The organism is Actinomycetospora sp. NBRC 106378 (assembly GCF_030269685.1).
Lineage (GTDB): Bacteria > Actinomycetota > Actinomycetes > Mycobacteriales > Pseudonocardiaceae > Actinomycetospora.
In genome coordinates this window covers 70,088-96,147 of record NZ_BSTT01000016.1, presented here as the reverse complement: position 1 = coordinate 96,147, position 26,060 = coordinate 70,088, and the positions used below count along the sequence as shown (strand labels likewise).

Annotated in this window: 25 protein-coding genes; 12 read left to right on the top strand and 13 right to left on the bottom strand. The window is 74.2% G+C overall.

What is annotated here, in order from left to right:
- Nucleotides 1–31 precede the first annotated feature (31 nt).
- From trxA to dnaK, 6 genes are read right to left on the bottom strand one after another with little or no spacing between them, the layout of a single operon-like run.
- Nucleotides 32–517: a thioredoxin gene (gene trxA, locus QSK00_RS26010; protein WP_285595640.1), complete on the bottom strand. Its 486-nt coding sequence runs from the start codon at nucleotides 515–517 to the stop codon at nucleotides 32–34.
- Entirely contained in the window at nucleotides 514–3,150 is a 2,637-nt protein-coding gene (clpB, locus tag QSK00_RS26005) for an ATP-dependent chaperone ClpB (protein ID WP_285595638.1), read from the bottom strand. Before clpB ends, trxA begins: the two co-directional genes overlap by 4 nt.
- The gene (locus tag QSK00_RS26000) at nucleotides 3,150–3,461 is read right to left on the bottom strand and encodes a chaperone modulator CbpM (RefSeq protein ID WP_285595636.1); all 312 of its coding nucleotides are present in this window, start codon (nucleotides 3,459–3,461) and stop codon (nucleotides 3,150–3,152) included. Before QSK00_RS26000 ends, clpB begins: the two co-directional genes overlap by 1 nt.
- Nucleotides 3,458–4,417 carry a DnaJ C-terminal domain-containing protein gene (locus QSK00_RS25995; RefSeq protein ID WP_285595634.1) on the bottom strand — a complete coding sequence of 320 codons (960 nt, stop codon included), beginning with the start codon at nucleotides 4,415–4,417 and terminating at the stop codon, nucleotides 3,458–3,460. The genes QSK00_RS26000 and QSK00_RS25995 overlap by 4 nt, the downstream gene beginning before the upstream one ends.
- 6 nt (nucleotides 4,418–4,423) lie before the next feature.
- Nucleotides 4,424–4,978 carry a nucleotide exchange factor GrpE gene (locus QSK00_RS25990; protein ID WP_285595632.1) on the bottom strand — a complete coding sequence of 185 codons (555 nt, stop codon included), beginning with the start codon at nucleotides 4,976–4,978 and terminating at the stop codon, nucleotides 4,424–4,426.
- 10 nt (nucleotides 4,979–4,988) lie between these two features.
- The gene (gene dnaK / locus QSK00_RS25985; RefSeq protein ID WP_285595630.1) at nucleotides 4,989–6,902 is read right to left on the bottom strand and encodes a molecular chaperone DnaK; all 1,914 of its coding nucleotides are present in this window, start codon (nucleotides 6,900–6,902) and stop codon (nucleotides 4,989–4,991) included.
- A 341-nt stretch (nucleotides 6,903–7,243) separates the two neighbouring features.
- Here dnaK and QSK00_RS25980 point away from each other — a divergent pair, with 341 nt between their 5' ends.
- The 4 genes from QSK00_RS25980 to QSK00_RS25965 all read left to right on the top strand — a co-directional run bounded on the left by QSK00_RS25980 (nucleotide 7,244) and on the right by QSK00_RS25965 (nucleotide 11,064).
- Nucleotides 7,244–7,516: a UBP-type zinc finger domain-containing protein gene (locus tag QSK00_RS25980; protein ID WP_285595628.1), complete on the top strand. Its 273-nt coding sequence runs from the start codon at nucleotides 7,244–7,246 to the stop codon at nucleotides 7,514–7,516.
- On the top strand, nucleotides 7,513–9,225 hold the full coding sequence (locus QSK00_RS25975; protein WP_285595626.1) for an FAD-dependent oxidoreductase: 1,713 nt from the start codon (nucleotides 7,513–7,515) through the stop codon (nucleotides 9,223–9,225). Before QSK00_RS25980 ends, QSK00_RS25975 begins: the two co-directional genes overlap by 4 nt.
- Before the next feature lie 155 nt (nucleotides 9,226–9,380).
- Nucleotides 9,381–9,677: a putative quinol monooxygenase gene (locus QSK00_RS25970; RefSeq protein ID WP_285595625.1), complete on the top strand. Its 297-nt coding sequence runs from the start codon at nucleotides 9,381–9,383 to the stop codon at nucleotides 9,675–9,677.
- Between the two features lie 259 nt (nucleotides 9,678–9,936).
- Nucleotides 9,937–11,064 carry an AI-2E family transporter gene (locus QSK00_RS25965; protein ID WP_285595623.1) on the top strand — a complete coding sequence of 376 codons (1,128 nt, stop codon included), beginning with the start codon at nucleotides 9,937–9,939 and terminating at the stop codon, nucleotides 11,062–11,064.
- Between the two features lie 9 nt (nucleotides 11,065–11,073).
- Here QSK00_RS25965 and QSK00_RS25960 read toward each other — a convergent pair whose 3' ends face one another.
- Complete coding sequence (locus QSK00_RS25960; RefSeq protein ID WP_285595618.1) at nucleotides 11,074–12,288, bottom strand: MFS transporter; 1,215 nt, start codon at nucleotides 12,286–12,288, stop codon at nucleotides 11,074–11,076.
- Nucleotides 12,289–12,352: 64 nt separating this feature from the next.
- On the bottom strand, nucleotides 12,353–12,940 hold the full coding sequence (locus QSK00_RS25955) for a PadR family transcriptional regulator (protein ID WP_285595616.1): 588 nt from the start codon (nucleotides 12,938–12,940) through the stop codon (nucleotides 12,353–12,355).
- Here QSK00_RS25955 and QSK00_RS25950 point away from each other — a divergent pair.
- Both QSK00_RS25950 and QSK00_RS25945 read left to right on the top strand, forming a co-directional pair.
- Entirely contained in the window at nucleotides 12,899–13,231 is a 333-nt protein-coding gene (locus tag QSK00_RS25950; protein ID WP_285595614.1) for a hypothetical protein, read from the top strand. The genes QSK00_RS25955 and QSK00_RS25950 overlap by 42 nt on opposite strands.
- Nucleotides 13,228–14,001 carry a PIG-L deacetylase family protein gene (locus QSK00_RS25945; RefSeq protein ID WP_285595612.1) on the top strand — a complete coding sequence of 258 codons (774 nt, stop codon included), beginning with the start codon at nucleotides 13,228–13,230 and terminating at the stop codon, nucleotides 13,999–14,001. Before QSK00_RS25950 ends, QSK00_RS25945 begins: the two co-directional genes overlap by 4 nt.
- A 398-nt stretch (nucleotides 14,002–14,399) precedes the next feature.
- On the opposite strand, the gene QSK00_RS25940 is transcribed toward QSK00_RS25945, so the two are convergent.
- Nucleotides 14,400–14,969 (bottom strand): TetR/AcrR family transcriptional regulator, encoded by a 570-nt coding sequence (locus QSK00_RS25940; RefSeq protein WP_285595610.1) that lies wholly within the window; start codon nucleotides 14,967–14,969, stop codon nucleotides 14,400–14,402.
- 89 nt (nucleotides 14,970–15,058) lie between these two features.
- Here QSK00_RS25940 and QSK00_RS25935 point away from each other — a divergent pair, with 89 nt between their 5' ends.
- Complete coding sequence (locus QSK00_RS25935; protein ID WP_285595608.1) at nucleotides 15,059–16,072, top strand: NADP-dependent oxidoreductase; 1,014 nt, start codon at nucleotides 15,059–15,061, stop codon at nucleotides 16,070–16,072.
- 60 nt (nucleotides 16,073–16,132) lie between these two features.
- On the opposite strand, the gene QSK00_RS25930 is transcribed toward QSK00_RS25935, so the two are convergent.
- Entirely contained in the window at nucleotides 16,133–17,170 is a 1,038-nt protein-coding gene (locus QSK00_RS25930; protein ID WP_285595606.1) for an LLM class flavin-dependent oxidoreductase, read from the bottom strand.
- A gap of 134 nt (nucleotides 17,171–17,304) precedes the next feature.
- On the opposite strand from QSK00_RS25930, the gene QSK00_RS25925 reads away from it, so the two are divergent.
- Both QSK00_RS25925 and QSK00_RS25920 read left to right on the top strand, forming a co-directional pair.
- Nucleotides 17,305–17,880 (top strand): TetR/AcrR family transcriptional regulator, encoded by a 576-nt coding sequence (locus QSK00_RS25925; protein WP_285595604.1) that lies wholly within the window; start codon nucleotides 17,305–17,307, stop codon nucleotides 17,878–17,880.
- A gap of 100 nt (nucleotides 17,881–17,980) precedes the next feature.
- The gene (locus QSK00_RS25920; RefSeq protein ID WP_285595707.1) at nucleotides 17,981–20,134 is read left to right on the top strand and encodes a malate synthase G; all 2,154 of its coding nucleotides are present in this window, start codon (nucleotides 17,981–17,983) and stop codon (nucleotides 20,132–20,134) included.
- Between the two features lie 17 nt (nucleotides 20,135–20,151).
- On the opposite strand, the gene QSK00_RS25915 is transcribed toward QSK00_RS25920, so the two are convergent.
- Complete coding sequence (locus tag QSK00_RS25915) at nucleotides 20,152–22,164, bottom strand: fatty acid desaturase (RefSeq protein WP_285595603.1); 2,013 nt, start codon at nucleotides 22,162–22,164, stop codon at nucleotides 20,152–20,154.
- A gap of 76 nt (nucleotides 22,165–22,240) precedes the next feature.
- On the opposite strand from QSK00_RS25915, the gene QSK00_RS25910 reads away from it, so the two are divergent.
- Both QSK00_RS25910 and budC read left to right on the top strand, forming a co-directional pair.
- Nucleotides 22,241–22,822 (top strand): TetR/AcrR family transcriptional regulator, encoded by a 582-nt coding sequence (locus QSK00_RS25910; RefSeq protein ID WP_285595601.1) that lies wholly within the window; start codon nucleotides 22,241–22,243, stop codon nucleotides 22,820–22,822.
- A 34-nt stretch (nucleotides 22,823–22,856) separates the two neighbouring features.
- Nucleotides 22,857–23,639: a meso-2,3-butanediol dehydrogenase gene (budC, locus tag QSK00_RS25905; RefSeq protein WP_285595599.1), complete on the top strand. Its 783-nt coding sequence runs from the start codon at nucleotides 22,857–22,859 to the stop codon at nucleotides 23,637–23,639.
- A 4-nt stretch (nucleotides 23,640–23,643) separates the two neighbouring features.
- Here budC and QSK00_RS25900 read toward each other — a convergent pair whose 3' ends face one another.
- Together QSK00_RS25900 and QSK00_RS25895 are read right to left on the bottom strand one after the other, a co-directional pair.
- Nucleotides 23,644–24,558, bottom strand: a complete 915-nt coding sequence (locus QSK00_RS25900; protein ID WP_285595597.1) for a ketopantoate reductase family protein — start codon at nucleotides 24,556–24,558, stop codon at nucleotides 23,644–23,646.
- Nucleotides 24,559–24,564: 6 nt separating this feature from the next.
- A complete protein-coding gene (locus QSK00_RS25895; RefSeq protein ID WP_285595595.1) occupies nucleotides 24,565–25,407 on the bottom strand; it encodes a sulfurtransferase in 843 nt (280 codons plus the stop codon).
- A gap of 65 nt (nucleotides 25,408–25,472) precedes the next feature.
- Between QSK00_RS25895 and QSK00_RS25890 the strand changes: the two genes are divergently transcribed.
- Nucleotides 25,473–26,057, top strand: a complete 585-nt coding sequence (locus QSK00_RS25890; protein WP_285595594.1) for a CGNR zinc finger domain-containing protein — start codon at nucleotides 25,473–25,475, stop codon at nucleotides 26,055–26,057.
- Nucleotides 26,058–26,060: the final 3 nt, after the last annotated feature.

The window sequence follows — 26,060 nt, the reverse complement described above, 5'->3', positions numbered from 1 at the left end:
CGTCGGCGGGCGGTGCGGCCCGTCCCGTCGGTCACGCCTCCGTGGACGGTCGGGTCGCCGCGGCCTCCCCGACGTCGACGCCAGGTGCGCCGTCCAGCCAGGCGCGCAGCGCCGGGAGCGGCGCCGCACCGGCCTGGCGGGCGACGACCTCGCCCCCGCTCAGGACGAGCAGGGTGGGGACCGCCATGATCTCGAAGCGCCGGGCGACCTCCTGGTTGGCGTCGACGTCGACCTTCACGAGCTTGATCCGACCGGCGCGCTCGGTGGCGAGCTGCTCCAGGGCCGGGCTCACCATGCGACAGGGTCCGCACCACGTGGCCCACAGGTCGACCAGGACCGGCGTGGGCGCCCGCTCGGCGACCTCGGCGAAGTCGGCGTCGCCCGCCTCGGCGATCCACGGCAGGTGCGCGTGGCAGTTCCCGCACGTCGGCCGCCCGTCACCCACCGCGGGCACCCGATTGCGCGTGCTGCAGTTCGGGCAGGTCACCACCGCGCTGCGCACCGCTCCCGCCGTCATACCGGCACCACGACCTCGTCGGTCCGCGTGGGGGCGTCGTGGCTGACGACGAGTCGCCCGTCGCGGACGTCGACGTCGATCGTCGAGCCGTCGACGACCTCGCCCGCCACCAGCGCCCGGGCGACGCTCGTCTCCACCTCCCGCGCGATGAAGCGGCGCAGGGGTCGCGCCCCGTACACCGGGTCGTAGCCCTCGCGCGCGACGAAGGCGCGCGCCTTGTCGGTCACCCGCAACCCGATGTGGCGCTCGGCCAGCCGGGCCCGCAGCTCGGTGAGCATCAGGTCCACGATCTCGGTGATCTGCCCGGGCACGAGCGGGGTGAACAGCACGGTGTCGTCGACGCGGTTGAGGAACTCGGGGCGGAAGTGAGCGCGCAGCTCGGACAGCACCTCCACGCGCGCGTCCTCGGTCAGCTCCCCGCTCGGGGTCACCCCCTCGATGAGGTACTGCGACCCGATGTTGGAGGTCATGATCACGACGGCGTTGCGGAAGTTGACGGTACGGCCCTGCGCGTCGGTCAGGCGCCCGTCGTCGAGCACCTGCAGCAGCGTGTTGAACACGTCGGGGTGCGCCTTCTCGATCTCGTCGAACAGCACCACGGCGTAGGGCCGCCGGCGGACCGCCTCGGTGAGCTGGCCGCCCTCGTCGTGGCCGACGTACCCGGGCGGGGCCCCCACCAGGCGCGACACGGTGTGACGCTCCTGGTACTCACTCATGTCGATGCGGATCATGTTGTCCTCGGAGTCGAACAGGGCCGAGGCCAGCGTCTTGGCCAGCTCGGTCTTCCCGACGCCCGTGGGGCCGAGGAAGATGAACGAGCCGGTCGGGCGCCGGGGGTCCTTGATCCCGGAGCGGGCCCGCAGGATCGCGTCGGACACCGCCCGGACCGCCTCGTCCTGCCCGACCACCCGGCTGTGCAGGATCTTCTCCAGCCGCAGGAGCTTCTCCCGCTCGCCCTCGGTGACCTGGCTGACCGGGATGCCCGTCCACGCGGACACGATCTCGGAGATTTCCTCCGCGGTGACCTCCTCGCGCAGCAGACGCCGACCACCCTGCTTCGTCGCGAGGTGCTGCTCCTCGGAGGCCAGCCGGCGCTCCAGCTCGACGAGCCGGCCGTAGCGCAGCTCGGCGGCACGGTTGAGGTCGTAGGTGCGCTCGGCCTCCTCGGCCTCACGGCGGACCTGCTCCAGCTCCGCCCTCAGTTCCTGGACGCGCCTGATGGCCCGCCGCTCGGCCTCCCACTGCGCGCGCATGGCGTCGGCCTCGGCGCGCAGGTCGGCCAGCTCGCGACGCAGCTCCGCCAGGCGGGACGCGCTCGCGGCGTCCGTCTCCTGGGCCAGCGCCGCCTCCTCGATCTCCAGCCGGGTGACCCGACGGGTGATCCCGTCCAGCTCGGCGGGCATCGAGTCGATCTCGGTGCGGAGCCGGGCGCACGCCTCGTCGACGAGGTCGATCGCCTTGTCCGGGAGGAAGCGTTCGGTCAGGTAGCGGTCGGAGAGGGTCGCGGCGGCCACCAGCGCCCCGTCCTGGATCCGCACCCCGTGGAACACCTGCAGGCGCTCGCGCAGGCCACGCAGGATCGAGACGGTGTCCTCGATGGAGGGCTGGTCGACGTGGACCGGCTGGAAGCGACGCTCCAGCGCGGCGTCGGACTCGACGTACTTGCGGTACTCGTCGAGCGTCGTCGCCCCGATCATGTGCAGCTCGCCGCGGGCGAGCATCGGCTTGAGCATGTTGCTCGCGTCCATCGAGCCCTCGGCGGCGCCTGCGCCGACGACGGTGTGCATCTCGTCGACGAACAGCAGGATCCGGCCCTCGGCCGCCCGGATCTCGGAGAGGACGGCCTGCAACCGCTCCTCGAACTCGCCCCGGTACTTCGCGCCGGCGATCAGCAGACCCATGTCCAGGGCGAAGAGCGTGCGGTCGACGAGACCCTCCGGGACGTCGCCGTGCGCGATGCGCTGCGCGAGCCCCTCGACGATCGCGGTCTTCCCCACGCCCGGGTCGCCGATCAGCACCGGGTTGTTCTTCGACTTCCGGGACAGGATCTGGATCACCCGGCGGACCTCGGCGTCGCGCCCGATGACGGGGTCCGTCCGGCCCGTCCGCGCGTTCGCGACGAGGTCCTGGCCGTACTTGGTGAGGGCCTCGTAGGTGGCCTCCGGGCTCGCCGAGGTGACCCGTTGGTTGCCGCGGATCGTCGTGAGCTCGGCGAGGACACGGTCGCGGGTGACCCCGTACCGGGCCAGGAGGCGACCCGTGCCCGTCCCGCCCTCGGCGAGGGCGACCAGCAGGTGCTCGACGGAGACGTACTCGTCGGTGAGCCGAGCCGCCTCGCGTTCGGCCGCCTCCAGGACCCGCGCGAGGGCCTGCGTGACCGAGACCTGGCCCGGGGACGCGGCCGGGCGGGTCGTCCTCGGCTTGCGGGCCAGCGCGGCGTCGAGGTCCTCGCGCAGGCGGGCCACCTCGACGCCCGTGCCGGTGAGCAGGCGGGGCACCAGCCCCTCGGGCTGTTCGAGCAGGGCGAGCAGCAGGTGCTCGCCGTCGACCTCGGTGTGGCCGGCGCGGGTGGCGAGGTCCTGGGCGGCGGACAACGCCTCCTGGGACCGTTGGGTCAGTCGGTTCAGGTCCATCAGCTGCTCCCTTCCCGCAGTCGGACTTCCAGCTCCTGGATGCGGTCGAGCAGGTCACCGACCAGTCCGATCGCGGCGTAGTTCAGCCCGAGCCCCTGCCGGAGGCGCTCGATGCGCGCGACGACGGCGACCTGACCCGGCGGGAACCGCAGCTCGCCGTCGGCCCGCACCGCCTGCACCAGCCCGAGGGCGACGAAGCGCCCTACCAGCTCGGGGTGCATCCCGCTGCGCCGGCAGAACTCCTCGCGGCTCAACCGCTGCGGGGTCCCGGCCGCCCGCGACCGTGTCATCGCGTACCGCCTCTCCGTCATGGCTCACCTCGTCGTGCGTCACGCCGCGGATCGAAGTCGGAGACCTCGGCCAGGCGGGTGAAGAGGTCCCGCTCGGCGTCGGTCGGCCGGGGCGGGACCATGACCTCGATCTCGGCGTACAGGTCGCCCGGCGTCCCCCGTGGGTTCGGCATGCCCTGTCCCCGCAGCCGCAGGCGGCGCCCGGTCGACGAGCCCGGCGGGACCTCGACCTTCGTCCCGCCCGCGGGCGTGGGGACCGGCACGCTCCCGCCGAGCGCGGCCTCCCACGCCGCGAGCGGCAGGTCGACGTCGATGTCGCGCCCCTCCACCTGGAACCGGGGATGGGGGAGGAGCCGCACGACGAAGTAGAGGTGGCCCGGCTCGCCTCCTCCGGTGCCGCGGCCGCCCTCGCCGGCCAGCCGGATGCGCTGCCCGTCGGTCACGCCCGGCGGGATCCGCACGGTGTAGGTGCGGGGTCCGGCCGTCCCGGTCAGCGTCACCGGGCGGGAACCGCCGCGGTACGCCTCCTCCACGGTCAGGGGCAGCTCCGCCTCCTGGTCGGCGCCGGCGATCGGCCCGGACCGCGCACGCCCCCGACCGAACATGCCACCGAGGAGGTCCTCGAGGTCGATGTCGATGTCCCCGCCGAGGTCGTCGAAGCCCGCCGAGCGGAAACCGGACGCGGATCCGGGGCGCGACCGTCCGCCCGCGCGGCCGCCCACCCCGGCACCGACGGTCTGCTCCCAGTCGTCGGGGACCGCGCGGTAGTCGTCCCCGAAGCGGTCGTACTTCCGGCGCTGCTCGGGGTCGGACAGGACGCGGTAGGCCTCGTTGATCTCCTTGAACCGTTCCTCCGCCGCCGGATCCCGGTTGACGTCGGGATGGTGGGCGCGGGCCAGCCGGCGGAAGGCCTGCTGGATCTCCTCGCTCCCGGCGTCGCGGGGGACGCCGAGCACCTCGTAGAAGTCGCGGGCCATCCCCGCTCACCCCTCCGCCGGCCCGGTGACGGTCACCGAGGCCGGCCGCAGCTGCTGCTCCGGGGTGCCGTAGCCGGGTCGGACCACGTCCACGACGCGTCCGGGCCCGGGGTCGCCGCCGGCGTCGTCCCCGTGGTCGCCTCCGGGGGCGACCACGCCCACCACCTCGTGGCGGGCCGGGTCGAACGGCACGCCGGTGTCGTCCTGGCGGGGGTAGCCCAGCCCGGCGAGGATCGCCGCCGCCTGCTCGCGGACGGCACGGACGCCGTCGACGACGGCCCCCGCGTCGCCCTGCGCGTGCTGCAGGGCCAGGTCCAGGTTGTCCAGCACCGGGAGGAACGCCGCGGCCACGCGCTCGCGCTCGAGGGCGCGTTCCCGCACGAGGGCCCGGGCGTGCCGCTTGCGCAGGTTGTCCAGGTCCGCGACGGCCCGCCGCCAGCGGTCCTCGAGCTCGGCGGAGGAGGGACCGGGCTCGACGCCACCGTCCGGTGCGCGCCGGTCCTCGTCCCCCTCGTCGTCGTCGGTCGGTCCCGGGTCGGTCCCGGACGTCGGGGAGGTCATCGTGTGCGGCTCAGGTGCGATCGAACTCGGCGTCGATCACGTCGTCGTCGCTGCCGCCCCCGCTGCCGCCGCCCGTCGGGCCCGCCGTGGCACCCGCGGTCGCCCGGGCCGACGAGCCGTCACCCCGCCCGGCCACCGCGGCCTGGAGGCCGGCGAGCACGCCCTGCAGCTCGCTCGTCAGCTCCTCGGCCCGGTCGCGCGGCGCCTCCTCCTGCACCGCCGTCCGGGCGTCGGCGACGAGCATCTCGGCACGCGCCCGCTCGTGCGGCGGGGCGCCGTCGCCCAGGTCGTCGAGGAGGCGCTGCACCTGGTGCGCGACGGCGTCGAGGGTGTTGCGGGCGTCGACGTCGCGTCGCAGCTCCTGGTCGGAGGTCCGGTTCCGTTCCGCCTCCGCGACCATCCGGTCCACCTCGGACTGGTCCAGGTTGGAGCTCTCGGAGATCGTGATCCCCTGCTCCGCGCCGGTGTCGCGGTCCCGCGCGGTCACGTTGAGGATGCCGTTGGCGTCCACGTCCAGGGTGACCTCGACCTGTGGCTCGCCCCGAGGCGCCGGCCGGATGTCGCCGAGCTGGAAGCGGCCGAGCACGCGGTTGTCGGCAGCGCGCTCGCGCTCGCCCTGCAACACCACCACGTCGACCGCGGGCTGGTCGTCGGCCGCCGTGGAGAAGGTCTCGCTGCCCCGTGCCGGGATCGTGGTGTTGCGCTCCAGGATCCTCGTCATGACGCCGCCCTGGGTCTCCACCCCGAGCGAGAGGGGCGTGACGTCGAGCAGGAGCACGTCCGAGACGTCGCCGGTGAGCACGCCCGCCTGGGTCCCGGCACCGTCGGCGACCACCTCGTCGGGGTTCACGCTCATGTTCGGGTCCCGCCCGCCGGTGAGCCGGCGCACGAGCGCCTGCACGGCCGGTATCCGGCTGGAGCCGCCGACGAGGATGACCTCGTCGATGTCGTCCGCCGTCACCTTGGCGTCGGCCATGGCCTGCTGCACCGGCCCCATCGTGCGGTCGACGAGGTCCTCGGTGAGCCGCTCGAAGGTCGACCGCATCAGGGTCGTGGTGAGGTGCTTGGGTCCGGTCGCGTCCGCCGTGACGAACGGCAGGCTGACCTGCGTCTGCGTGACGGAGCTCAGCTCGACCTTGGCCTTCTCGGCCGCCTCGTAGAGCCGCTGCAGGGCCTGCGGGTCACTGCGGAGGTCGATGCCGTTGTCCGACCGGAACCCGTCCGCGAGCTCGTCGACGATCCGGCGGTCGAAGTCGTCCCCGCCGAGGTGGGTGTCGCCGGCGGTGGCGCGCACCTCGACGACCCCGTCGCCGACGTCGAGGATGCTGACGTCGAACGTGCCGCCGCCCAGGTCGAACACCAGCACCGTCTCGTTCCGGCGCCGGTCCATCCCGTAGGCCAGTGCCGCCGCCGTCGGCTCGTTGATGATGCGGAGCACCTCGAGGCCGGCGATCCGGCCGGCGTCGCGGGTCGCCGTGCGCTGGGCGTCGTTGAAGTAGGCCGGCACGGTGATGACGACCTTGTCGACCTTCTCGCCCAGCTGGCGGCCCGCGTCGTCGGCCAGCTTGCGGAGGATCATCGCGCTGATCTCCTCCGGGGCGTACGTCCTGTCCCGGATCCGGATCCGCGCGTTGCCGTTCTCGTCGGCCACCACGTCGTAGGTGACCTGGTCGGCCTCCTCGGTCACCTCGTCGAAGCGGCGTCCGATGAAGCGCTTGACCGAGTGCACCGTGCCCCGGGGGTTGAGGATCGCCTGCCGGCGGGCGAGCTGCCCGACCAGGCGTTCCCCGCTGTCGGTGAACGCGACCACCGACGGCGTGGTCCGTGCTCCCTCGGCGTTCGGGACCACCTCGGAGGCGCCGCCCTCCCAGGCGGTGATCACCGAGTTCGTGGTCCCGAGGTCGATGCCTGCGGCGCGTCCCATGTCGTGGCCTCCTGGTGGAGTCGCACTGCTCGCGGTGGTGCCCCGACGGCTGCAGGGCGCAGCCACCGTGCTCCCCTCGCACGTCCCGTCGAACCGGTCCCGCAGGTGCAACCTCGCCACGGCGGATCGCCCCACGAGGTCGGCGCCGCCCCGACTCCGCCGTCGGACCGGCCCACCGGGCCCACCCGACGCCCCGGGTTCTCCTCCGCGGGACCGGTTCGGCCGCGACGCCGTGGTGTGACGGTGGCCGCCCGCCCCTCCACACCCCAGGAGTCGCTCGTGACACCGCTGCCGGCGCACCCGACCGGACCAGGACCGACGTCGGGCCGGGGAGGTCGGCGATGACCGTCCCCCGCGGTGTCGTCGCCGACCCCCACCTCGGCTGGATCCGGGACGTGGCCCCACGGACCGACGGGTGCGAGGAGTGCCTGCGCCTCGGCACCCGCTGGGTGCACCTCCGCCTCTGCCTGACGTGCGGGCAGGTCGGGTGCTGCGACTCCTCACCGATGCGCCACGCCCGCGCCCACGCGGGCCTCGTCGGGCACCCGATCGTGCGCTCCGCGGAGCCGGGGGAGCGGTGGCGCTGGTGCTACGTCGACGAGGCGTTCGCATGACCCCCACGACGGCGGCCGCCGAGGGCGTGGAGCGGTTGCTCGCCACCGCCCCGCCGGACGAGACCCCGGATCTGAGCGGCGCCTTCCCCCGACTGTCCGAGGACCGGATCCGGGTGCTGGACGGCTACGGGTCGCGCCGGCCGACCCACCGCGGGGAGGTGCTCCACACCGAGGGACGCCCCGAGGAGTCCTTCCTCGTGGTGACGTCGGGTCGGGTCGCCGTGGTCGAGGCGCTCGGGACCCCGGCGGCGCGGGTGGTCCGCGTCCACGGAGCCGGACGGTTCCTCGGGGAGCTCGGCCTGCTGACCGGGGAGGTCGCCTTCTTCTCGACGGTCGTGCTGGAGCCCGGGGAGGTGCTCGACGTCCCCGCGGACCGCCTGCGGGACCTCCTCGTCCGGGAGCAGGCGTTCGGGGACGAGGTCCTGCGGGCTTACCTGGTCCGGCGCACGCTCGCGATCGGCGAGGGCCTGGGATTCCGCATCATCGGCTCCCGGTACTCGCCGGACACGCGCCGGTTGCGGGAGTTCGCGGCGCGCAACCGGCTGCCGCACCGCTTCGTCGACGTCGAGACCGACGCCGAGGCCGAGTCCCTGCTGCGGGCGCTCGGGATCACGGCGGCCGAGACCCCGGTGGTGCTCTGGCGGGACCGGGTCCTGCGCAACCCCGACACGGCCGAGCTCGCCTCCCTCGTCGGGCGCCGTCCCGACCGGTCCGCGGCGCGGCTGTGCGACCTGCTCGTCGTCGGCGCCGGGCCGGCCGGGCTCGCGGCCGCCGTGTATGCGGCCTCCGAGGGGCTGTCCACCCAGCTCCTCGACGCGGTCGCGATCGGCGGTCAGGCGGCGCGGTCGTCCCGCATCGAGAACTACCTCGGCTTCCCCGCCGGCGTCTCCGGGGCCGAGCTCGCCGAGCGGGCCGAGGTGCAGGCCCGGAAGTTCGGCGCGACCGCGACCGTCCCCGCCGACGTCGTCACGCTCGACGTGGCGGAAGGGCATCCCGTCGTCCGGCTGTCGGAGGGGGGAGCGATCTCCGCGCGCACCCTCGTCATCGCGACCGGGTGCCGATACCGCCGGTTGCCGGTCCCGCGACTCGAGGAGTTCGAGCAGACGAGCGTCTACTACGCCGCGACCCTGGTCGAGGCCCAGGTGTGTGCGGCCGACCCGGTCGTGGTGGTCGGGGGCGGGAACTCCGCGGGCCAGGCCGCCCTCTTCCTCGCCGACCACGCCCGGTCGGTCGGGCTGGTCGTCCGCGAGCAGTCCCTCGACGAGTACATGTCGCGGTACCTGAGCGACCGCATCCTGCGCGACCCGCGGATCGAGGTGCACCTGCACAGCGAGGTGCGCGAGCTCGAGGGTGCCGACGGTCGGCTCGAGGCGGTGGTCGTGGAGGACACCGCGGACGGGAGGCGCACGGAGCTGCCGGCCCGCGAGCTCATGGTGTTCATCGGGGCCGATCCGTGCACCGGCTGGCTGAGCGGGGCGGTCGCGCTCGACGACGGCGGATACGTCCGCACCGGCTCTGCCGCCCCCGACGGCGACGGCGACGACCCGCGACGCCCACCGGCGATGCTGGAGACCGACGTCCCCGGCGTGTTCGCCGCGGGCGACGTCCGCAGCGGCTCGGTCAAGCGGGTGGCGTCGGCGGTCGGCGAGGGGGCGATGGCGGTCCGCCTCGCCCACGAACACCTGGCCCGGACCACCGGTCGGAGCTGACGGCCGGTGCGCCTCGCGCGTCCGCCCCGACCCGGGCGCCCTGCCCCGCGAGGTCGAACGATCGTCCGCGGCTTCGACTCCCGCGGGCGAGGCGGGTGTCCGCACCGGCCCGGCAGAGTCGGTGATCCGAACCCCGTCACCCGAGGAGACCATCGATGGCGACCAAGGCGTTGCTCGTGAAGCTCGTGGCCAGGCCCGGCAAGGAGGACGCGGTCGAGGAGTTCCTGCGCTCCGCGCTGCCCCTGGTGCAGGAGGAACCCGGTACCTATCCCTGGTTCGCGGTCCGCTTCGACGCCTCCACCTTCGGGATCATCGACGCCTTCCCCGACGACTCCGCCCGCGAGGCGCACCTGGGCGGCGCGGTGGGGAAGGCGCTCGGTGAGCGGAGCGACGAGCTCTTCGCGTCGCCGCCCGAGATCAGCCCGCTCGACGTGATCGTCGAGAAGCTGTGACGAGCGGCGGCCGGCACGGTCGGGACCGGGGGGCCGGGACCCGGTCGAGGCCGACCGTCCGGTGGGTCGGCTCCTCGCGTCCCGAGCCCGTCCGGCCGCCGCAGCAGGCCGAGCCGGCGGGTCGCCCGTGAGGGCCGGGACACGCTCCTGGGGGTCCCGCCCGGACGACGCGGGGCCACCCCCGGCGACAGCCCGACACACCGGGAGGACGCGGGGCGGCGCCGCGACCGCCGAGGCAGAACGGGCGCACCACGCCTCGGTGGCCCAGCCCCATCTCGACACGGAGGGGCCGATCGCCGAGGCGGAGGCGGAGGCCGCGCGGTCGAGCACGACGCAGCAACCCCTCGGCCCCCTGGGGGCACCGCTCGACCGCCGCTCACCGTTCCTGGTCGGCCTCGGCGCGGCCCTCGGCGTGGCGGTCGTGGTCGCCCTGGTCGGACTGGTCACGCTCGCGGCGCACGTCCTGATCCTCATCGGGGTCGCCCTGTTCGTCGCGCTCGGGCTGGAGCCGGCCGTCTCCTGGCTGGCCCGTCGCGGCCTCCGACGCGGGCTCGCGGTCACCCTCGTCTGCGTCGGGTTCGTGGTGGTCGTGGGCGGCTTCCTGGCCCTGGCCGTCCCTCCGCTCGTCGCGCAGGCGGTCGGTCTCCTCGAGCAGTCCCCGCGCTACCTGGCGTTGCTGCAGGACCGCAGCTCGACCCTCGGGCAGCTCGACGCCCGGTTCGGACTGCAGCAGTACCTGCAGCAGGCCCTCGCCGGCGACGGTTCGACGCTGGTCGACGGGCTGCTCGGAGCGGGGCTGGCCGTCCTGAGCGGCCTCGGCGACACCCTGGTGGTGGTCGTGCTCACCGTGTACTTCCTGGCCACGCTGCCCGCCATGCGCCGCACGGCCTACCGGTTGGCGCCGGCCTCGCGGCGGCCGCGCGCCGTCCTGATCGGCGACGCCATCTGCGTGCGCTTCGGGGGGTACGTGCTGGGCAACGTGGTGATGTCGGTGATCGCCGGCGCGGCCACGTTCGTCTGGCTGCTGATCCTCGGGGTGCCCTTCGCGCTGCCGTTGGCGGTGCTGGTCGCCCTGCTGGACCTGGTCCCCGTCGTCGGGGCCGTCATCGGTGGCGTCGTGACCACCCTGGTGGCGCTGACCGTCTCCGTCCCCGTCGCGCTGGCCACGGCCGGGTTCTTCGTCGCGTACAAGCTCGTCGAGGACTATCTGCTGATGCCGAAGATCATGGGCCGGACGGTGGACGTCCCCGCGGTGCTCACCGTGGTCGCGGTGCTCATCGGCGGTGCGCTGCTGGGCGTCATCGGTGCCGTGGTGGCCATCCCGGTCGCCGCCGCCGTGCTGCTGGTCGTCCAGGAGATCGTCGTCCCGCGGCTCGACCGCGCCTGAGCCCGGGGCTCACGCCCGGGCCCGGGTCCGGGTGCGCAGGGTGAGGGCCGCGGCCGCGCTGACGAGGGCGAGCGCGGCGACGAGGGCGCCGTACGCCACGGTCGAGCCGAGGAGCCCCCAGGCGGGGACCAGGAAGCCGACGAGGTAGCTCGGGACGGCGGAGCCGATGTAGCTGACCAGGTAGGCGGCCGCGAGGAGCCCGGCCCGCTCGGACGTCGACCGGTCGGCGAGGACCCAGCGCATCGCCCCGGTGAACGAGGCGCCGAACCCGACCCCGGCCACGACCGAGGCCACGAAGAAGCCCGCGGTGGAGCCGGCGACGGCGGAGCCCACGACGCCGCTGACGCCCAGCAGGAGGGCCGCCAGGCCCCCCAGCATGACCCGGTCGTGGGGGAGGCCGCTCACGGCCAGGCCGGCGATCCCGGACGTCCCGGTGAGGCTGGCCAGGACGAGGCCGCCGACCAGCGGGTTCGTCGCCCCGAGGACGTCGGCGGCGACGGACGGCCCCAGCGCCTGGTAGTAGCCGGCCAGCGCCCAGCTCGCGACGAAGCAGAGGCAGGCGGTGGCGAACAGGGGACCCGCCCCGGCCGGGACGTGCAACGACGGACGGAGCGAGCGCAGGGCGCCCGGCCCCGGCCGAGCCGTCTCCGGGGCGAGGAGGACCGCGACCGCCGCGAGGGCGAGCAGTCCCGCGAACACCAGGTAGACCAGCACGAGCGGAGCGGGGCCGACGGCGACGAGGACGCCGGAGACGAGGGCACCGGTCGCGAGCCCGCCCGGGGCCGCGGCGCCGGCCACCGCTCCGGCGAGCCCGGGACGCCGCGGCGGACCGAGGTCGACGACGAACGCCGCGATCGCCGCCAGCCCGAGGCCGGTGGCGAGACCCTGGATGCTGCGGGCGAGCAGGAGCACCCCGCTCGAGTCCACCTGGGTGAAGACCCCGCACGCGACGGCGTCGAGGAGCAGCGCCACGGCGGCGACCGGACGCCGACCGAGATGGTCGGAGAGTCGGCCACCGATCAGCAGCATGGCCGCGAGCGGCACGATGTAGATCGCGAAGGCCCCGGTCAGACCGGAGGGCGAGATCCCGTACCGGTGCTCGTAGGCGACGTACAGGGGAGCGGGGGCCCCGGCCGCGGCGCCGAGGACGAGCAGGGAGAGGGACACGGCTCCGAACGCCCACCGCGGGGCGTCGTCGGTCCGCTCGTCCGCACGACCGGTCACCGAGCCGGTCCGGCAGGAGGGGTGTGCACGCCCACCGACGCTAGGAGGTGGAGCGCGCTCGAAGTCAAGGACCGACGGCGCGGCTCGCGGTGCGGCAGTCCGCGACGGTCGCGGCGAGCTGGGCGCGGGTGTCCCAGTCCCCGGGGTCGTCGGTCGCGGCCCAGCTCGCGACCTGGGCGTCCGCCCACCGGGCCCAGTCGAGGATGCTGAGTTCCTGGTCGAGCTGGAGCCGGACGGTGAGCGCGTTGAGGTGCAGGCGCTCGGGGAAGGTCGGCTCGACGGCGATCCCGGCGGTCAGTTCCCCGAGCGCCTCGATGCGCTGCGTCGCCTCCTCGGCGACCCGCCGCAAGGTCGTGCGCAGCTGGTCGATCGAGCCGGCGTCGGCGAAGAACACCTTGATCATGGCCTCGAACTCGCCGGCTCGAGGGGCCGAGGGCTCGTCGAGCCACCTCCGCAGCTCGTCCCGCCCCGCGTCGGTGATGGCGTAGACGGTCTTCGGGCGCTTCCCGGTGCTCTCCGCCGAGGCGGTGGCGAGGCCGTCGGCCACCAGGCGCTTCGGCTCCTCGTAGAGCTTGCGTTCGGCGCGCGGCCAGAACCAGCTCAGGCTGCGTTGGACCTGCTTCGCCAGCTCGTAGGTCGTCCAGCTGCGCACCCTGAGCAGGCACAGGATCGCGTACGGCAGCGGGCCGGCCGGGAGATCGCGGCGGGCTTCGCCGCCACACCGGTCCCGCTCGACGCGCTGGCCGCGCTCGGCCCCTGCCCGACCCTGCATCTCTACGCCCTGCCCGCCGACGACGCCTACCTCGCCGCCCAGCAGGCCTACGCCGCGACCCACCCGTGGTTCTCCCCGGTCCGCCTCGAGGCCCGCAGCCACTTCCCGATGTTCGAGGTCCCCGCCGGGATCACCCGCGAGATCAGGACCTTCCTGGCGGGGCTCTCGTGACGACCCGGCTGCACGTCGTGGTCGCCCACCCCGACGACGAGACCTTCGGGTGCGGCTCTCTGCTCCTGTACGCCGCCGACCGGGGCGTCCACACCGTGGTGACCTGCCTGACCCGTGGGGAGGCGGGCGAGATCGCCGACGATCTCGACGCCCCGCGCGGCGTCGGTGCGCTGCGCGAGGACGAGCTGCGCGCCGCGGCCTCGGCCCTCGGCGTCGCGGAGGTCGAGGTCGGTGACCTCACCGACTCCGGCATGGACGGCGAGCCCGCCCCGGACAGCCTGTGCGGGGTCTCCGGGCAGGCGCTCACCGACGCCGTCGCCGACGCCCTCGCGCGACACCGCGCCGACGTCGTGGTCACGCTCGACGGGGGCGACGGGCACCGCGACCACCGACGCCTGCGGCAGGTGCTCGAGGGCCTCCTGGTCGGCGGCCCGACGCCGCTGTACCTGCAGTGCCTTCCCCGTTCCCTGATGTACGAGTGGATCCGCCACCACGCCGGCGACCAGCACGCGGCCGCCTACACCGAGCTCCCCGAGATCGGCACCCCGGACGACCTCGTCACCACGCTCGTCGACACCGGGGCGTACCTGGCCTCCCGCACGGCCGCGATCGCCCTGCACCGCTCGCAGCGCTCCCCGTTCGACGGGCTCCCCGCCGACCTGAGCCGCCGTTTCCTCGGACGCGAGCACCTCATCCGCGCCAACCCGCCCTGGACCGGCGGACCCGTGGAGACCGCGCTCTCCACCCGCGCCACCACGACCGACTCCTGAGCCGCCCCCCTGATCGGAGAACCTCGATGACCACCACCGAACGCCCTGCCCCCGCCCCGGTCCACTGCGGCGCCCACCGACACACGGCCCGGTGCCACTGGGACCTCGCCGACGCGAGGTGGCGCTGCCCCGAGGGGGCCGGCGACCGGATCGGCCTCCTCCCGGCCCTGCCTCGCGCGCTCGTCGAACCCCGGCGCCGGCCACCGGCCCGCCGGACGTCCGCTCCGGCTCCGCCCGGGCGTCCGTTCCGACCCACCGCCGACCCGGGGGTCGACGACGGCTGCTGAGCGGCCGCACGTCCGGGGACCGCGCTCAGGGCGCGGAGTGCCCTCATGATCGGGACCGGCAATCGGGCTGCCGGCGGATCGACCGTCGGTGCCGGCGGTCGGGCCGGTCCGTCAGACCGTCTCCCCGACGACGGGCCGGGCGCGCAGTGCCGGCACCGCGATCACCTCGAACAGGTGCTCGGCGCGGTCCGCGAGGGCGGCCTGGTCGCCGAGCCAGGCCAGGCCGGCGATCAGGGCGAAGAGATCGGTGCCGTCCATGCCGTCCCGGGCGTCGCCCGCTTCCTGCGCGCGCCGGAGCAGCCGGGCCCCGGCGGCGCGGAGCTCGACGCACGACGCGTGCAGGGCCGAGTCCGGCTCCTCGATCGCGGCCACCATCACCTGGGTCACGCCGTGGTAGGTCGTGGTGAACCGGGTGCACTCGCGCGTCCAGGACAGGAGGGCCTCGCCCGGCGGGAGGGTGCCGGCGAGGTCGACGGCGCGCGCCGTCAGGGCGGCGAAGCTGCTGCGCAGCAGCGCCTCGAGCAGCGCCTCCCGGGTCGGGAAGTGGCGGTAGAGGGTGCCGAGGCCCACCCCCGCCGTCCGGGCGATGTCGCGCAGCGAGGCGTCCGCGCCGTGCTCGGCCACGATCCCGCGGGCGACCTCGAGGAGGTGGTCGTAGTTCTTCCTCGCATCCGCGCGCACCCACCCAGCTTGACACACGGAGCACTGCTCCGAATAAGCTGAGCACTGCTCCGCTTCCGCGGGGCGACGGACGGACGACGAGGTGGAGCATGTCGACGACCATGACGGCGGTCCGGCAGGACGAGTTCGGCGGCCCGGAGGTGCTGCATGCCGAGCGCGTGCCCGTGCCGACCCCGGCGGCGGGGGAGGTGCTGATCGCCGTCCACGCGGTGGGGGTGAACCCGCCCGACTGGTACCTGAGGGCGGGGATGCCCGACGTCCCGGCGCACCTGCGTCCGTCGATGGAGCTCCCGCTGACGCTCGGCACGGACGTCTCCGGGGTGGTCGCCGCGGTCGCGGACGACGTCACCGGGTTCGCCGTGGGCGACGAGGTCCTCGGGCTCCTGCGCTTCCCCGAGCCGATGGCCGCCGGTGCGTACGCGGAGTACGTCACGGCCCCCGTCGGGGACCTCGCCCGGAAGCCCGCGGGCCTCGACCACGCCCACGCGGCGGCGCTGCCGATGGCGGGCCTGACGGCCTGGCAGTTCCTCGTCGAGGTCGGGCACGACCACCCGTCCCCGTTCCAGGAGGCGCGACACGCCCCGGTGCCGCTCGGACGCGGGACCACCGTGGTCGTCAACGGGGCGGCCGGAGGAGTCGGCCACCTCGCGGTGCAGCTCGCGGTGTGGCGGGGCGCCCGCGTCGTCGCGATCGCGTCGGGTCGGCACGAGGCCTTCCTGCGGGGGCTCGGCGCGGAGTTCGTGGACTACACGGCCGGGCGCCCCGAGGAGGCCGTGTCCGACGCCGACCTGGTCCTCGACCTCGTCGGCGGGCCGACGAGCGGCCGGTTCCTGCGCACCCTCCGGCGGGGCGGCGCCCTGTTCCCCGTGTACGTCGCCGAGTACGATCCCGACGAGGTCGCGGCCGCCGGTGTGACGGTCTCGGCCACCCAGGTCCGGGCCGACGGGGCCCAGTTGACCCGCCTCGCCGGGCTGCTCGACGAGGGGGTCCTGCGCGTGGCCCTCGACAGCACGTTCCCGCTCACGGAGGCCGCCGCTGCACACGAGCGCGCCGCGGCGGGCCACCTGCAGGGCAAGATCGTGCTCACCGTCGAGGAACGATGACGGCGAGCGCGGATCGACGACGGGTGGGTCCTCCGTGGAGGGCTCAGCCGTCGTCGCGCGTCACACGCCGGCCGCGGTGAGGGCCGACCGGTCGTGGTCCCGCTGGTCGGTGCCCGGCGCGAGGAGCTCGAGGGTGCGGTGCTGGTGCTGCTCCTCGACGGCGGCGTTGACGACGATGAGCTCGTCGGCGCGGACCTCCTCGGCCAGCGCGTCGAGCCCGGCGACGACCTCGGGGCCGGTCCCGACGAGGGTGCGGCGCAGCATGCCGAGCACCTGCCGTCCCTGGGGGTGGTCGCGGAGCACGGCCAGCTGCTCGTCGGTCAGGTCCCGGCCACGGCCGAGGATGGAGCGCAGCCACTCCAGCTCGGTCTTCCGGTACTGCTCGGCCGCGGTGTCGGCGTCGTCGGCGGCGATGACGTTGGCCGCCGCGATGAAGTGCGGCGCCGCGCCCGGGCCGGCGAGGGGGCCGGCGGGGTCGAAGCGGGCGCGGTAGGTCCGGGCCGCCACCTCGAGGTCGTCGGGCGCGAAGTGGGAGGCGAAGGCGTAGGGCAGGCCGAGGTGCGCGGCCAGCTGCGCGCCGTAGAGCGACGACCCGAGGACGTAGAGCGGGACGCCGGTGCTGCTGTGCGGGTAGGCGTTGACGTCGGCCACCTTCGTCGCGCCGGTGAGATAGCCGTTCAGCTCGACGATGTCGGAGGGGAAGTGCTCGGAGGCGCGGGCGTCGCGGCGCAGCGCCGCCATGGTGGGCCCGTCGGTGCCGGGCGCGCGTCCCAGGCCGAGGTCGATCCGTCCGGGGAAGAGGGTCTCGAGCAGGCCGAACTGCTCGGCGATCACCAGCGGGGAGTGGTTCGGCAGCATGATCCCGCCGGACCCGACCCGCACGTTCGTGGTGTGGGCGGCGATGTGCTGGATGTAGAGGGCGGTCGCCGAGGACGCGAGGCCGGGCATGTTGTGGTGCTCGGAGATCCAGATCCGGCGGTAGCCCAGGCCGTCCGCGGTCTGCGCGAGACGCACGCTGCGGGCGATGCCCTCCGCGGCGTTCTCGCCGGGGCGGACCCGGGCGAGGTCCAGGATCGAGATCGGGACGGACGGGGCCATGGTGGTCCTCTCGTGCTCGCCGGAGGCAACGACCGGATGCCGACGCCGGTCGAGCGGAGGCACCCTCCGGTTCAGCGTACACGGAGGCCGCCTCCGCTAAGGTGGGTCCGGCGGACGCGGTGGAGGAGGGGTCGATGGCGAGCACCGAGCGACCCATGCGCGCGGACGCCCGGAAGAACCGGGACCTGCTCGTCGCCGTCGCGCGGCAGCACGTGCGCCGGCAGGGCATCACGACCTCGTTGGAGGCCATCGCCCGCGACGCCGGCGTCGGTCCGGGCACGCTCTACCGGCACTTCCCCGACCGCGAGAGCCTGCTCGCCGAGGTCCTGCGCATCGAGAACGACGAGCTCGCCGCGGCCCGCGACCGGGTGGCCCGGGAGGTCGACGTCGCCGACCGGCTCGACGCCTGGCTGAGCGAGGTCGAGCGGCACATCGCGACCTACCGCGGCCTGTCCGGTCCGCTCGTCGGTGCGCTCGAGGACGCGGAGCCGACGCCGCTCGGCTCCGTGTGCGCGGAGATGCTCGTGGCGACCGAGCAGTTCCTCGCCGACGCCCGGCGGGCCGGGGTGGCCCGCGCGGACGTGACGGCCCACGACCTCCTCGGGTGTGCGGCCATGCTGGCCTGGCTCGGGTCGACCTGCCCCGCGGGTTCGCGGCAGGCCGACGGGGCGCGCGACATCCTCCGGCGCGGGTACCGCGCCGACCGGTAGGTCGGGGACCCGCCGTCGCCCGAGTAGTCCGGGCCGTGAGCGGGGAACAGACGTGCTGATGAGCCCAGCACGCGAGAGAGGCGGTCCGTCAGTGTCCGAGATGTCCGAGCGGTCCGGGCTGCAGGTCGACGAGCACCTGCGGGCGTTCGTCGAGGACGAGCTCCTGGCCCAGGTCGAGATCACCCCCGAGCAGTTCTGGTCGACGCTGGCCGACCTGCAGGAGCGGTTCGCGCCGCGGATCGCGTCGGCGCTGGCCGAGCGCGACGACCTGCAGGAGAAGATCGACGCCTGGCACCGGCAGCACGGGGCGGGCTCCCGCGACGACTACGAGAAGCTGCTGACCGACCTCGGCTACCTGGAGCCGGAGCCGTCGAGCGTCCCGACGATCGACGTCGACCGGGTCGACCCGGAGATCGCGGAGGTGCCCGGCCCGCAGCTGGTGGTGCCGTCGACGAACGCGCGCTTCGCGCTCAACGCCGCGAACGCCCGCTGGGGCTCGCTGTTCGACGCCTTCTACGGCACCGATGCGCTGCCCCAGGACCACGAGCTCGCGAAGGGCTACGACGAGAAGCGCGGCGCGCAGGTCATCGAGGCGGCCGACCAGCTCCTCGACGAGCTGTTCCCGCTCGAGCGCGGCAGCCACGCCGACGTCACCGCGTACCGCCCCTCGGCCGACGGATTCGCCGCCGACACCGCCGACGGCACCGTCGGCCTCTCCGACCCCTCGGCGTTCGCGGGGTTCAACGCCCCCGACGGCGACGGGAAGGGCAGCGTGCTGCTGGTCCGCAACGGACTGCACGCCGACCTCGTGATCGACCCGTCCACGCAGGTGGGCCGCCAGCACCACGCGGACGTCAGTGACGTCGTGCTCGAGTCGGCGGTGACCACGATCGTCGACCTCGAGGACTCGGTCGCCACGGTCGACGGCGAGGACAAGGCCCTGGCCTACCGCACCTGGCTCGGCCTGATGACCGGCGACCTGGTCGCGGAGTTCTCCAAGGGCGGCGAGACCGTCACGCGGCGGGTCCACCCGGACCGCGAGTACACCGGCGCCGACGGGTCCTCCCTGACCCTGCCGGGTCGCTCGCTGATGCTCGTGCGCACCTGCGGCCACCACATGACGACGAACGCGGTGCTCACCGGCGACGGGGAGGAGACCAACGAGGGCGTCCTCGACGCGCTCGTGTGCGCCGTCGCCGGCCTGTACGACCTGCGCGGGCTCGGCCCCCACACGAACTCCCGCGCCGGCAGCCTCTACCTCGTCAAGCCCAAGCAGCACGGGCCGGCGGAGGTCGCGCTGACCGTCGAGCTGTTCGCGGCGGTCGAGGAGGCCCTCGGGCTGGAGACGAACACGCTCAAGATCGGCATCATGGACGAGGAGAAGCGGACGACGACGAACCTGTCGGCCTGCATCGGCGCCGCCGCCCACCGCGTCATCTTCGTCAACACCGGCTTCCTCGACCGGACCGGCGACGAGATCCACACCTGCTTCGCGGCCGGGCCGGTCCTGCGCAAGGGCGACATGAAGTCCACGACCTGGCTGCAGACCTACGAGGACCGCAACGTCGACGTCGCCCTGGCCGCCGGGTTCGAGCACCACGCCCAGGTGGGCAAGGGCATGTGGGCCAAGCCCGCCGCGATGGCCGAGATGCTCGAGCAGAAGATCGGCCACCCGAAGGCCGGGGCCAACACGGCGTGGGTGCCCTCGCCGACCGCCGCGACGCTGCACGCGCTGCACTACCTGCGCGTCGACGTGCACGCCGTCCAGGACGAGATCGCACAGCGTCCCGTGGCCGACCGCCGCAACCTGCTCGAGCTCCCGCTCTCCGACCCCGGCACGCTGTCCGAGGAGGACGTGCGCCACGAACTGGAGACCAACGCGCAGTCGATCCTCGGCTACGTCGTGCGCTGGGTCGGCATGGGGATCGGCTGCTCGACGGTGCCCGACCTCGAGGGCGTCGGCCTGATGGAGGACCGCGCCACGCTGCGCATCTCCAGCCAGCTCATCGCGAACTGGCTCGAGCACGGCGTCGTCGACGAGCAGACCGTCCGCGAGACGTTCGCGCGCATGGCCGCCCTGGTCGACGAGCAGAACGAGGGCCAGGACGGCTACCCGCCCATGGCACCCGACCTGGAGGGCAGCGAGTCCTTCCAGGCCGCCCTCGAGCTCGTCTTCACCGGCGGGACCGAGCCCAACGGCTACACCGAGCGTCCCCTGACGCAGTGGCGCCGGAAGGCCAAGGCGTCCGCGTGACGTGCTGACCCCGGGGGTCAGCGGTCGTAGTCGACCGCGACCTCCGGGGTGGTCGGGCGCGCCTGGCAGGTGAGGACGCGTCCGGCCTCGATCTCGGCCGGCGAGAGCGCGTAGTTCTGCTGCATGTGGACGCTCCCGCACGTCACGGTGGCGACGCACGTGCCGCAGATGCCGCCCGCGCACAGGTACGGCGCGTCGACCCCGGCGGCGAGCGCGCTCTCGAGCAGCGACGCCGTGCCGGTGCTCGCCACCTCCGTGGTCTCGCCGCCGCGGGTCACCGCGACGGTCGCGGGGACGATGTCGCCGAGGTCGCCCGGCTCGTCGTCGGGGGCGACGAAGAGCTCGCGCCGCACCTCGGTGACGCCGTGCTCCCGCAGGACCGGCTCGAGGTCGTCGAGCATCGCGGCCGGTCCGCAGAGGAACCAGTCCGCCGAGCGCAGGGCCGGGTCCGCCAGGTGCCCGGCGAGGCGATCCGGGTCCAGCCGGCCGGGGACGACCCGCCGTCGGGACGAGGCCGCGCGCGAGTGGTGGTGGACCACCGTGAGCCGGCCCTCGTAGCGGCGGACGAGCATCGCGAGCTCGTCGTCGAACATGGTGTGCTCGGCGTCGCGGTTGGCGTAGAGCAGGGTGGCGCGCGAGCGCGGTTCGGCGTCGAGGGTGCTGGTCAGGACGGAGATCACCGGCGTGATCCCGCTGCCGGCGGCGATCGCGGCGACGTGGCGTGCCTGCCGGCGGTCGGTGGTGACCGTGAACGAGCCGGCGGGCGGGGTAACCTCCAGCTCGTCGCCGGCGCGCAGTGCGCTGTTCGCCCAGGTGGAGAAGCGCCCGCCCTCGACCCGGCGCACGGCGATCCGCAGGACGCCCGACCCGGCGGCGGTGCAGATCGAGTAGTTCCGCCGGACGACCTCGCCGTCGATCTCCGCCGCCACGGTCACGTTCTGGCCGGGCGCGAAGCGGTAGGCCTCCCGGAGCTCGTCGGGCACTGCGAAGGTGACCGAGACGGCGTCCGGGGTCAGCCGCCGGACCTCCTCGACCCGCAGCCGGTGGGGGAGGCGCGGCAGGTCGGCGTCGCGGTCGTAGGTGGCGATGATGTTCCGCCAGGCGCGGTACTCCGAGGCGGAGAGCTCGGTGCCCCACGCGGTGACGATCGGGACGTCGCGCTCGAGCCAGTCGGACTCGGAGCGCCGCCAGACCTGCACGTACCGGTAGAACGGGATCGTCGGGTGGATGTGATGCACCAGGTGGTAGTTCTGGTAGAGCATCAGCGGGTTCATGATCCGCTCCCAGCCGACGCGGATCCGGGTCGCGTGGAAGCGGTCGGACCGGGCGGTCGCCTCGAGGTCGTGGTGGGGCAGCCAGTCGAACCACCAGACGAGCACGCCGACGCCGATCCGCTGAGGGATCAGGTAGATCACCAGCAGTTCCCAGCCGTGACCGGTCAGCGCGAGCGTGACGAACCCGCCGATCACCACCGTGGACACGGCCAGCTGCTCGGCCAGTTCCGACCGCGGGCGGCCCGGGATGCGCGGGGCGTAGAAGCGCAGGTACCAGAGGTCGAGGGTCATCCAGCGCAACGGCCAGAGCCACGGCGGGCCCGCGGAGGACCAGGCGTCGGGGTCGGTCGTCACGTCCTCGTTGGTGTTGCGGTGGTGCTCGATGTGCAGGTAGCGCACGAGCGGGAACGCCGCCCACGCGACGACGAAGGGCATCGCCAGGCGACCGAGCACCTCGTTGACCGCCCGCGACCGGCCGCCCGCGAGGTGGATCGTCTCGTGGAGCACCGTGAACATCGTGAAGGTGACGATCGCGTGCACCGGGATCGTCACGGCGTAGCGCCACGGGTCCTCGCCGGCCAGCACCCACCACGTCGCGCCGATCCAGGCGGCGAGCGATCCGAGGAACAGGGTGAGCGTCGGCAGGGCCACCACGGGCATCGGAACCCGCGGGTGGGGGACCCCGCGGCGGATCGCGCGGGACTCCTCCTCGCTGAGCACCCGGTCCTCGTCGGCCGGCTCGGCGGTCGTCGTCATGAGGTCGAATCGTTGACATTCGTCGCTCACTTGTCAACGCCGTTGTCGTCTGGCTCGGTTCTGTAAGGTCGGGTTCATGACGACGGGTGGCTCGTTCCGCGAGGACACGCGGGCCGAGCTGCTCGCCCGGCTGCTCGACGCCGCGCGCGAGCTCACGACCGCGCAGGGCTGGTCGGCGGTGACGATGGGGGCCGTCGCGAGCCGCGCCGGGATCAGTCGCCAGCACCTGTACAACGCGGTCGGCACCAAGGCGGCCCTCGGCGACGCGCTGGTGGGCCGCGAGACCGACGCGTTCCTCGCCGTCGTCTGCGGGGAGCTGCGGGCCCATCCGGACGACCTCGTCGCGGGGTCGGTGGCCGGGGTGGCCGCGGCGCTGGCGTTCGGCGCGTCGAACGACCTGCTCAAGGCGATCCTGACGGCGGACGGGGGCGAGAGCCTGCTCCCGGTGGTCACGGCGAGTCCGGAGGTCGTGCTCGAGCGGGGCGTCGGGGTGGTCGCGGCCCAGCTCGCAGCACTGCACGGCGAGGACCCGGACCTGTCGGTGCTGGCCGACGGCCTGGTCCGGCTCGTCATCAGCCACGCGACCCAGCCCACCGGCCCGGACCTGGCGGCGACCCAGGCGCGCTGGCTCGCGGAGGGCCTCGCCCGGCGGTGCTGAGCCGGTCGCGGGGCCGGAGGTGTATGGGTGGGGGATGAGCACCGGCGCGCACTTCGACTTCAGCGACTCCGTCGTCCTGGTCACGGGAGGCGGGACCGGCATCGGGCTCGCGATCACCCGGGCCTTCCTCGACGCGGGCGCGATCGTGGCGGTCGCCGGCCGTCGTCGGGAGCCCCTCGACGAGGCGCTGCGCGGCGCACCGGCCGACCGTGCGCTCGCCGTCCCGACGGACCTGGCCGACCGGCAGCAGATCGGCGACCTCGTCGACGAGGTCGTGCGCCGGTTCGGCCGCCTGGACGTCGTCGTCAGCAACGCGGCGGGCTACGTGAACGGGGAGATCACCGACCTCGAGGACGCGGACTGGGCGGCCATGCGGGCCACCAACGTCGACGGCTTCTTCCACCTGGCGAAGAAGGCGCTGCCCGTCCTCGCCGAGAGCGGCGGCAACCTCGTCGCCGTCTCCAGCGTCTCGGGCCTGGCCGGCGACTGGGGCCAGGCCGGCTACAACGCCACGAAGGCCGCGGTCTCGAACTTCGTGCGCTCCCTGGCGTTGGACTGGGGGCCGCGCGGGGTCCGCCTCAACGCCGTCGCGCCCGCGCTGACCCGCACCAGTGCGGTCGCCGCGGTCACGGAGAACCCGTCGCTGCTCGAGACGTTCGTCGACCGGGTCGCCCTCGGACGCATCGGGGAGCCGGAGGACATCGCGCCCGCCGTGCTGTTCCTCGCCAGCGACGCCGCCCGGTACGTCACCGGCGTCGTCCTGCCCGTCGACGGCGGCACCAGCGCGTCGACCGGCCAGGGTCGTCCGAGCCTCTGACGGCTCACCGTCCGGGCTCGGTCGCACGGCCGAGCCGAAGACGGACCCGCGCCGCGTCGAGCAGCGGAGATGCGAGTGCTCCCCGCCGGGCGAGGGCCGCGAGCTCGTCGAGGACCTCCACCTCGACCGGACGCCCCGCCCACAGCTCGCGCGTCATCGACGGGACGAACCGCGAGGTCGGGTCGGAGAAGGTCCGCACGAGGACGTCGGGATCCTCCCCGTGGCCCTCGGCGGCCGCGATCGCGGACAGCTCGGCGACCACCGTCCGGACGAGGTCCGTCCCTCCCGGGGCGGCCGCGACGTCGCCCACCGGTCCGCCTCCGAGGCTCGTCAGCACCGTGCTCGCTCCGATGAAGAGCCACTTCGTCCACATCGCGGCGCGGATGTCGTCGACCACCCGCACCGTGACCCCGTCCACCGCGAGTTCGCGGCGCACGGCCTCGAGGTCCTCACCCAGAAGTCCCGGACGGCCGAGCTCGAGCGTGACCCCGGGCGCCTGCTCGACGATCACGCCGTGCGGCAGCAGGGTCGCGGCCAGCCGGGCGGTCGCCCCGAGCACCGACCCGGCGCCGAAGGCGTCGACCAACGCGTCCAGGTGCGCCATCCCGTTGAGCAGCGGCACGACCTGCGTGCCGGGACTCACGGCAGGGGCGAGGTCCTTCACCGCGTCCGCCAGAGCGCGTCCGCGCACCGCCACGACCACCAGGTCGTAGGGGGAGCGCAGCTCTCCGGCGGTGACGACGGACGGCACCGGGTGCGAGCGGGTCGTCCCGTCGACGCCGCGGACCTGCAGTCCCTCGAGGGACAGCCGGTCCGCCACACCCGGCCGGACCAGGAAGGTCACGTCGCGACCGGCGGCGAGCAGGAGCGCCCCGAGGTGGCCGCCGGTCGCGCCGGCCCCGAGCACCAGGGTCCGCATCGCCGATCAGCCCCGCTCGTCGCCGAGCTGGATCGGCACGCCGACCAGGGAGCCGTACTCGGTCCACGACCCGTCGTAGTTCTTGACGTCGGCGTGGCCGAGCAGTTCGTGCAGCGCGAACCAGGTGTGCGACGAGCGTTCGCCGATGCGGCAGTAGGTGATCACCGGGGTGGACGGGTCGACGCCCTCGCCGCGGTAGAGCTCGCGCAGCTGCTCGTCCGACCGGAACGTCCCGTCCTCGGCGACCGCGCGGCTCCACGGGATGTTGACGGCGCCGGGGATGTGCCCGGGCCGCTGCGCCTGCTCCTGCGGGAGGTGCGCCGGCGCCAGCAGCCGCCCCGCGTACTCGTCCGGCGACCGAATGTCGATCAGGTTCCTGGTGCCGATCGCGTCGACCACCTCGTCGCGGAAGGCGCGGATCGAGAGGTCCTGCTCCTGGGCGGTGTAGTTCGTCTGCGCCCGCTCGGGGACCGCGGTGTCGAGCGTGCGGCCGTCGAGCTCCCACTTCTTGCGGCCGCCGTCGAGCAGCTTGACCGCGGTGTGGCCGTAGAGCGTGAAGTACCAGTAGGCGTAGGCGGCGAACCAGTTGTTGTTGCCGCCGTAGAGCACGACGGTGTCGTCGTTGGAGATGCCCTTGGCGGAGAGCAGCTTCTCGAATCCGGCCTTGTCGACGAAGTCGCGGCGGACCTGGTCCTGCAGCTCGGTCTTCCAGTCGATCTTCACGGCGCCGGGGATGTGCCCGCCGTCGTAGGCGCTGGTGTCCTCGTCGACCTCGACGAACACCACACCGGGGGCGTCGAGGTTCTCCTGCGCCCAGTCGGCGGTGACCAGGGCGTTCTGGCGGCTCATGGATGACTCCTCTGCGGGTGACAGAACTCAACGCGATAGGTGTGTGTCGTCGGTAGGATCGATCCATGGCCTGGGACACGACGACGCGCTACGGCTGTGCGGTGGCCGAGGGCGGCCTGGCCCTCGTGCAGGACCTGCTGAACACGATCTCGGCGGGCCGGCCGCGGGAGGCCGACCTGCTGGCCGACCTCGCCTCCGCCCGGGAGTGGGCGGACACCGCGCTCGCCGACCACGCCGACGGAGGCCCCGTCGGTGGGATCGACCTCGACGACCGCGGGGTCGACGAGCTGCGGGCGCTGCGCGCGGAGCTGCGGGCCGCCGTCGTCGCCGGGGGAGAGCGGGACGGAGCACCGGTCGAGGTGCGGACGGCCGGCGCGGTCCTGGCCCTGCGTCCCGACGGCACGGTGGACCTGGAGCCCCGGGGCCAGGGGTGGCGGCGCCTGGTGGGCCTCGTGCTCGTCGAGGTGCTCGAGGCCCAGCGCGCCGACACCTGGCGTCGGCTCAAGGTGTGTCGCAACGACCGGTGCGGGGTGGCCTTCTACGACCGCTCGCGCAACAACAGCGGCGCCTGGCACGACGTCCGGGTGTGCGGGAACGCGGTCAACCTCCGCGCCTCCCGGGCCCGGCGCCGGGCAGCCGCCGCGCCCTGACCG